Annotated in this window: 6 protein-coding genes; all 6 read right to left on the bottom strand. The window is 67.8% G+C overall.

Features of this window, described 5'->3' with window-relative positions; translation table 11 throughout:
• Positions 1-666: 666 nt before the first annotated feature.
• The 6 genes from CP958_RS09500 to CP958_RS09475 are packed head-to-tail and all read right to left on the bottom strand — an operon-like array spanning position 667 to position 7,017.
• Positions 667-1,464 (bottom strand): MinD/ParA family protein, encoded by a 798-nt coding sequence (locus tag CP958_RS09500; RefSeq protein ID WP_096701704.1) that lies wholly within the window; start codon positions 1,462-1,464, stop codon positions 667-669.
• Positions 1,461-2,462, bottom strand: coding sequence for a GTP-binding protein (locus tag CP958_RS09495; protein ID WP_096701703.1), 1,002 nt, complete (start codon positions 2,460-2,462; stop codon positions 1,461-1,463). The genes CP958_RS09500 and CP958_RS09495 overlap by 4 nt, the downstream gene beginning before the upstream one ends.
• 16 nt (positions 2,463-2,478) lie before the next feature.
• Positions 2,479-4,590 (bottom strand): flagellar biosynthesis protein FlhA, encoded by a 2,112-nt coding sequence (gene flhA, locus CP958_RS09490; RefSeq protein ID WP_096701702.1) that lies wholly within the window; start codon positions 4,588-4,590, stop codon positions 2,479-2,481.
• A gap of 4 nt (positions 4,591-4,594) precedes the next feature.
• Positions 4,595-5,971, bottom strand: coding sequence for a sigma-54 dependent transcriptional regulator (locus tag CP958_RS09485; protein ID WP_096701701.1), 1,377 nt, complete (start codon positions 5,969-5,971; stop codon positions 4,595-4,597).
• Between the two features lie 26 nt (positions 5,972-5,997).
• Entirely contained in the window at positions 5,998-6,327 is a 330-nt protein-coding gene (fliN, locus tag CP958_RS09480; protein ID WP_096701700.1) for a flagellar motor switch protein FliN, read from the bottom strand.
• Positions 6,328-6,339: 12 nt separating this feature from the next.
• Positions 6,340-7,017, bottom strand: coding sequence for a FliH/SctL family protein (locus CP958_RS09475; RefSeq protein ID WP_096701699.1), 678 nt, complete (start codon positions 7,015-7,017; stop codon positions 6,340-6,342).

The raw sequence follows: 7,017 nt of genomic DNA, 5'->3' as shown, positions 1-7,017 counted from the left end.
CGATGCGTACGGTGAGGCGGGTCCCGGAGGCGAGGCCGGTCAGGGATTCGGGCNAGCGGTTGGCTCATGTCCAGGCCCGGCGCCCCGGCATTGGGCGGCATCATCACCGCGCCGGGCGGGCCGGAGCGGATGACGATGGCGGTCAGACCGACCGGACCGGCCGCCAGTCCGGGCGAGGTGATCACCGGCGCGCCGGCCGGGCCGGGCTGGGCGGCGGGGGCTTGGCCGGCCGGGGGCCTGGCTCCGCCACCGGGGCCGAGCAGGGTGGCGAGGTCGGGGAGATTGGGCAGGCCGCCCGGTTGCGGCTGCAGCGGCAGGGCGCCGGTGGGTCGTCCATTGATGGACAGCAGCTTGAAGGCGGGCAGGCCGTTCTGCGAGATGTACTGCATGGCCAACTGGGCGCCGTCGGGCGGCAACGGCTGGCCGGGCGGCAGGCGCAGCGACAGGCTGGACCCGTCGGCGGTCATCACCTGGACGACCCCCCGGCTGTCCGGCCCCTTGCCCTCGGAGGCGGACAGGGTGGCGGCGATCACCGCCCCGGCCTGCAGCTTGGCCAGGGCCTCGGCCGCGGCCTTGTCGGCCACCACGCTCAGCACCGGCGGTGCGCTCGCCGGAGTGGGCGGAGCGACCGGAGGCGGAGCCGGCGGGATGGCCGAGCACATGGCGTTATCGCGAGCGGATCAGGCGCTCGACGATGGCCTCGACGTCGGCGGCGGCCTCGGCGTTGGGCGAGCGCATCATGATCGGCGTCTGGTTGCGGATGGCCTCCCTGACCTTCAAGTCGCGGCGGATGACGCCGGCCAGCGGTGGCGAGATTTTCAGGAAGCCCTCGCAGGCCTTCAAGAGGGTGTTGTAGATGCGCTCGCCCTCGCGGGTGGAATTGGCCATGTTGACCACGATGCGCATGTCGGTGCCCGGCCGCTCCATGTGGGTGACCTTGATGAAGGCGTAGGCGTCGGTCAGCGAGGTGGGCTCGTCGGTGGTCACCACCATGATGGTGCCGGCCTGCTGCGAGAAGTTGCGCGTGGTCTTCTCGACGCCGGCCCCCAGGTCGACCACGACGCGGTCGTAATTGCCGGCCAGCAGTACCAGATCGTCGCCCAGCATCTGCAGGCGCGACAGCGGGATGTTGGCCAGGGTGCCGGACCCGGACCGCCCGGCGATGATGTCGAAGCCGCCTTCGGGGTAGCGGACCAGCGCCTGGTTAAGGGTCATGCGCCCGGCCACCACGCTGCCCAGATCGGTCTTGGGCATCAGGCCCAGCTGGATGTCGACGTTGGCCAGTCCCAGATCGCCGTCGAACAGCAGCACCCGCTGGTTGGCCCGCGCCAGGGCGTGGGACAGGGTGATGGAGAACCAGGTCTTGCCCACACCGCCCTTGCCGGACGCCACCGCGACGATGTTGCGTCCCTTGGCCCGAAGGGTGGGACGGGGCGCCAGGGTAGGAACTTCCATCGTGGTCATGATGCGGATGCCTCGGTCCAGAAGGTTTCGTCTTTGGAATCGGCCTCGGCGGCTTGCGGCATGATCAGCCGGGCCAGCGCGATTGCCGAGATGGGCGAGATGCCCGATGCCACGTGAGGGCTGGCGGAAACGTCGCAGAAGGCCATCTGTCCGCCTTCCGCGGCGGCCAGGATGGCGCCCAGGCGGCGCGTGGTGTCCAGCCGCGACGCGAACAGCCGCGTCGCGCCGACGGCGGCGAAAGCCTCGCCGATCTCGGCGGCCTCTTCCGGGTCGCCGCCCGCCGCCATCACCAGGATGGGCTCGACGTCGGCGGCCTCGATCAGGGCCTGCAGGTAGTCCATGTCGCTTTGCTTGAAGGGATTGAGGCCGGGGGAATCGATCACCACCAGATCGAACAGCCCGTTCATGCTTTCCACCACCCGGGCCAGGGATTCCGGACCCCGCGCCCGCACCAGATCGATCTCCAGGATGGAGGTGAAGGCGGCCAGTTGCTCGACGGCGCCGGCGCGGATGTTGTCGCAGGTGACGACGCCCACCTGACGCTGCCTCAGCACCGAACGGGCGGCCAGCTTGGCGGTGGCGATGGATTTGCCCGAGCCGTTGGGCCCCACCAGCATGAAGGGGCGCGGCGCGCCGTGCTCGGGCAGGTGGGCGAAGGTGAAGCCGGCTTCCAGTGCGGCGGCGCAGGCCAGCGGCGGCTGGGTCAGGCCCGAGGTATGGGCGGCGTTGACCAGCCGGTCGGAGAGGCGCTGAGGCACGCCGTGCTCGGCCAGCGCCTTCCTGACCGCTTCCGAGACCTCGGAGCCGCCGGTGGCTTCCTCCAGCATGGAGGCCACCGCCAGATCGGCGTCGACGGATTCCAGGGCGGCGGTGATGCGCACGCCCTTGGACCCGGCCGCCCGCTGGGTGGAGACGATGATGGCGTCGTCGCCCAGTTCCTGGCGCACCAGCTCCATGGCCTCGGTCATGGTGGGCGCGGTGAAGGATTTGAGCCTCATGATCTAGCCGCCGTCATCAGATCTGCCCCAGTGTCTTGATGCGGGCCTTGGGATGGATTTCCGACTGGCTCATCACCACGGTCATGGGCCGGAAGCGCTCGACGATGGAGCGGACATAGGGCCGGACCATGGGGCTGGTCAGCAAGATGGGAGTCTCGCCCTGCATGGCGAAACGCTCGAAGGTCTGGCGGGTGCGGCTGATGAAGTCCTGCAACTGCGACGGCGCCATGGAAATCTGCTTTTCCTCGCCGGTGCCCACCAGGGATTCGGCGAAGGCCTGCTCCCATTCGGGCGACAGGGTGACCAGCGGGATGAAACCCTGCGGCCCGGTATTGTTGTCCGAAATCTGCCGCGCCAGACGGGCGCGGACATGCTCGGTGATCATGGTGACGTTGCGGGTATGGCCGCAGGCCTCGGCGATGCCTTCCAAGATGGTGGGCAGGTCGCGGATGGAAATGCGCTCGCCCAGGAGGTTCTGCAGCACGCGCTGCAGGCCGCCGATGGTCATCTGGCTGGGGATCAGCTCGGCGATCAGCTTCTGGTGCTCCTTGTCCAGCTCGTCCAGCAGCTTCTGGGTCTCGGCATGGGACAGGAGTTCGGACATGTTGTCCTTGATCACCTCGGTCAGGTGGGTGGTGATCACGGTGGGCGGGTCCACCACGGTATAGCCGCGGAACAGCGCCTCTTCCCGGTTGGTGGGATCGATCCACATGGCCGGTAGGCCGAAGGTGGGCTCGCGGGTCTTCTCGCCCGGCAGGGTGATGTCCTCGCCCCTTGGGTCCATGATCAGCAGGGCGGCGGGGCGCAGGTCGCCTCGGCCCGCCTCCACCTCCTTGACGTGGATGACGTAGGTGTTGGCCGGCAACTGCATGTTGTCCTGGATGCGCACGGACGGCATGACGAAGCCCATCTCGGTGGCGATGGCGCGGCGCAGGGATTTGATCTGATCGGTGAGGCGCTGGCCCTTCGGCGTGTTGATCAACTGCAGCAGGCCGTAACCCAGTTCCAGGCGCACATGGTCGATCTTGAGCGCGGTGGAGATGGGTTCCTCGGGGACCGGGGCCTGCTGCATGGCCTCGGCCGTTTCCGCCTGCTCCTGCTGCTCGGCCTTGGCGCGCTGGTCGCGGTCCAGCAGGAAGGCCGAGGCGCCCATGCCCAGCCCCAGCAGAAAGAAGGGAATGAACGGCATATTGGGCACGACCGACATCAGAGCCATCAGCGCGCCGGCCATGCCGACGGCGCGGGGATAGCCGGCCAGTTGCTTGAACAGGGCGCGGTCGACGGCTTCCTGCACGCCGGCCTTGGTCACCAGCATGCCGGCCGACACCGAGACGATCAGCGCCGGAACCTGGGTGACCAGGCCGTCGCCCACCGTCAGCTTGGTGTAGAACTCGGCCGCCTGACTGAAGGTCAGCCCCTGCTGGGCCATGCCGATGATCATGCCGCCGATGACGTTGATCGCGGTGATCATCAGGCCGGCGACGGCGTCGCCGCGCACGAACTTGGACGCGCCGTCCATGGCGCCGAAGAAGGCGGATTCGCCTTCCAGCTCGGCGCGGCGCTTCCTGGCGGTCGGCTCGTCGCACAGGCCGGCCGACAGATCGGCGTCGATGGCCATCTGCTTGCCGGGCATGGCGTCCAGGGTGAAGCGGGCCGCCACTTCGGCGATACGGGTCGAACCCTTGGTGATGACCACGAAATTGACGATCACCAGGATGGCGAAGACGATGATGCCGATGACGAAGCTGCCGCTCATGATGAAGCTGGCAAAGGCGGCGATCACCTGACCGGCGCCCTCGACGCCCTCGTGGCCGTGGGACAGGATCAGGCGGGTGGACGCCAGATTGAGCGCCAGACGGATCAGGGTGGTGAGCAGCAGCACCGTTGGGAACGAGCTGAACTGCAGCGGCTTCTCGATGAAGATGGCCACCATCAGGATCAGCACGGCGATGGTCAGCGACAGGGCCAGGCCGATGTCCAGCAGCCACGGCGGCAGCGGCAGGATCAGCATCATGACGATGACGATGATGCCGAAGGCCAGACCCACGTCGCCGCGTCGGGCCGACGCGGCGAAGCGGTCCAGGATTTCCCGGCCGACGCTTGAGCTTTGTGCCTGTCCTTCAGCCATGATTCTAGATCATGGCCCGTTCGATCTCGCCGCCGGCGGGCGGTGGCACGTCGATGCCCTCGTCGTTGTACTGCTTCAGCTTGTTGCGAAGGGTGCGGATGGAGATGCCCAGGATGTTGGCCGCGTGGGTGCGGTTGCCCAGGCAGTGGGACAGGGTATCGATGATCAGGTCGCGTTCGACCTCGGCCACGGTCTTGCCCACCAGATTGGCGCCCCGCCCTCCCATGACCGAGGCGGCGGCGTTGGCCGCCTGGGCCACCATGGGATCGGGATTGGTGCCCACCGGGCTGCCCGACAGGATCATGGCCTCGGGGCCGATCTCGGCGCCGCTGGCCAGCAGCACGGCGCGGTGCATGGTGTTCTCCAGCTCGCGCACGTTGCCGCGCCAGTGATGGCGCGACAGCATCTGGCGAACCTCGGCCGAGAGCTGGCGGGTCGGCAGGCCGTTGGCCTCGGTGTAGCGCTTGACGAAGTGGTCGGCCAGCACCGCGATATCCAGCGGGCGCTCGCGCAGCGCGGGCAACGCCAGGGTCACCACGTTGAGACGGTAGTAAAGGTCCTCGCGGAAGGTGCCCTTCCTGACCTCGTCCTCCATGTTGCGGTTGGAGGTGGCCAGGATGCGCACGTCCACCTTGACCGGCTGGTTGCCGCCCACCCGGTCGATTTCCTTTTCCTGGATGGCGCGCAGCAGCTTGGATTGCAGGCGCACGTCCATCTCGGAGATTTCATCCAGGAGAAGGGTGCCGCCCTGGGCTTCCTCGAACTTGCCGATACGCCGGGCCACCGCGCCGGTGAAGGCGCCCTTTTCGTGGCCGAACAGCTCGGATTCCAGCAGGTTCTCGGGGATGGCGGCGCAGTTGACCGCCACGAAGCGCTTGTCCGAACGCTTGGACTTGTTGTGGATGAACCGCGCGATCAGCTCCTTGCCGGTGCCCGACTCGCCGGTGATCATGATGGAGGCGTCGGAATTGGCCACCTGCTCGGCCAGCTTCAAGGTCTGCCCCATGCGCGGGTCCTTGAAGATGATGTTGTGGTTTTCCTGGGTGACGGCGGCGATGACGGCGGCGATCAGTTCGGCGTCGGGGGGCAGCGGGATGTATTCCTTGGCGCCGGCCTTGATGGCGCGCACCGCCGCCGAGGCGTCGGACGCGATGCCGCAGGCCACCACGGGAACGATGATGCGTTCGGCTTCCAGCGAATCGATCAGGCCCTTGATGTCGCGCTTGACGTCGATCATCACCAGATCGGCGCCTTGGGTGCGCAGAACCTCGAGGCCGGCGGGCACATCCTCGGCCTGGCGAACCTTGGCGCCGCGCGCCATGGCGATCTGGCTGGCGGCGCCGATCTGGCCGTCGAGCGTGCCGATGATCAGAAGTCGCATGTCGTCCCTCTCCCGCTTGAGGCTTTTTAGGCCCGGTCGGTCTTGATGATTTCGGTCATGGTCACGCCCAGGCGATCCTCGACGACGACCACTTCGCCGCGCGCCACCAGACGGTTGTTGACGTAGATGTCGATGGCCTCGCCGACCTTGCGGTCCAGCTCCACCACCGCGCCGCGTCCCAGTTTCAGCAACTGGTTGACCTGCATGGTGGCCTTGCCCAGCACCGCCGAGACCTGCACCGGAATGTCGTAGACGGCCTCGAGGTCACGGGCCGATCGCGGCATATCCGGAACATCGCCGCGACTGCTCTGCTCGTCGCCGTCCGGCTTGAAATCGTTGAGTTCGAAATCGGGCATGGGGACCTCCAGTTACTCTTCCGGGCGGTGTTCGGGCGGCGCCAGGGCCCGGTTCACCGCCGTCTCGATATCGGCGATCAGGCGGGTCTGATCCCGCTCGGCGCCGCCGTCCGTCCATTCCACCCGGCAATCGCCGATGGCGACCCGGGGATCGGCCTGGACCACCACGCGGCCCTCGAAGCCGTGTTCGATGACCGTTTGCTCCAGGCGCTCGCGCAGGGGATCGACCAGCGAGGAATCCACCCGGATGATGATACGCGGTTCGTCCAGCACGTGGCCCAGGCATTCGTGCACGGTCCTGACGATCTCCTCGAAGGCGTTTTCCTCGCAAGCGGCGGGCAGGACCTTTTTCAGGATGGCCAGGGCCACGCGGGCGGCGACCCGCTGGTTGGCGTCGTTGGCGTCCGCCTGGGCGGCGTCCAGCATGGCCAGGGCGTTGGACACCCGCTCCAGCGAGGCGGCCAGCAGGGCCTGCTGGGTCTCGTTGGCCTCGGCCAGGCCGTTGCGGTGGCCTTCCTCGTAGGCGGCCTCGCGCACCACCTGGAGGTCTTCCTCGGTGAAGGTGGGCGGCGGCGGCGGCTCGGGCTCGGCCTCGGCCTCGTAGGTCTCCTCGGCCTGCTCGGCCGCCTTCTGCCGCGAGGCGGAGGGCGGGCCGAAATCCAGGTCGAACATGTACTTCTGATAAGCCAT

This window comes from Magnetospirillum sp. 15-1 (assembly GCF_900184795.1).
GTDB lineage: Bacteria > Pseudomonadota > Alphaproteobacteria > Rhodospirillales > Magnetospirillaceae > Phaeospirillum.
This window is presented reverse-complemented; position numbering and strand designations above follow the sequence as displayed.

What these genes read in the sequence shown, in the direction of transcription:
- CP958_RS09500 (WP_096701704.1), bottom strand. Translation starts at nt 1,464, where the DNA reads ATGACCACGATGGAAGTTCCTACCCTGGCGCCCCGTCCCACCCTTCGG.
- CP958_RS09495 (WP_096701703.1), bottom strand. Translation starts at nt 2,462, where the DNA reads ATGAGGCTCAAATCCTTCACCGCGCCCACCATGACCGAGGCCATGGAG.
- flhA (WP_096701702.1), bottom strand. Translation starts at nt 4,590, where the DNA reads ATGGCTGAAGGACAGGCACAAAGCTCAAGCGTCGGCCGGGAAATCCTG.
- CP958_RS09485 (WP_096701701.1), bottom strand. Translation starts at nt 5,971, where the DNA reads ATGCGACTTCTGATCATCGGCACGCTCGACGGCCAGATCGGCGCCGCC.
- fliN (WP_096701700.1), bottom strand. Translation starts at nt 6,327, where the DNA reads ATGCCCGATTTCGAACTCAACGATTTCAAGCCGGACGGCGACGAGCAG.
- CP958_RS09475 (WP_096701699.1), bottom strand. Translation starts at nt 7,017, where the DNA reads ATGGCTTATCAGAAGTACATGTTCGACCTGGATTTCGGCCCGCCCTCC.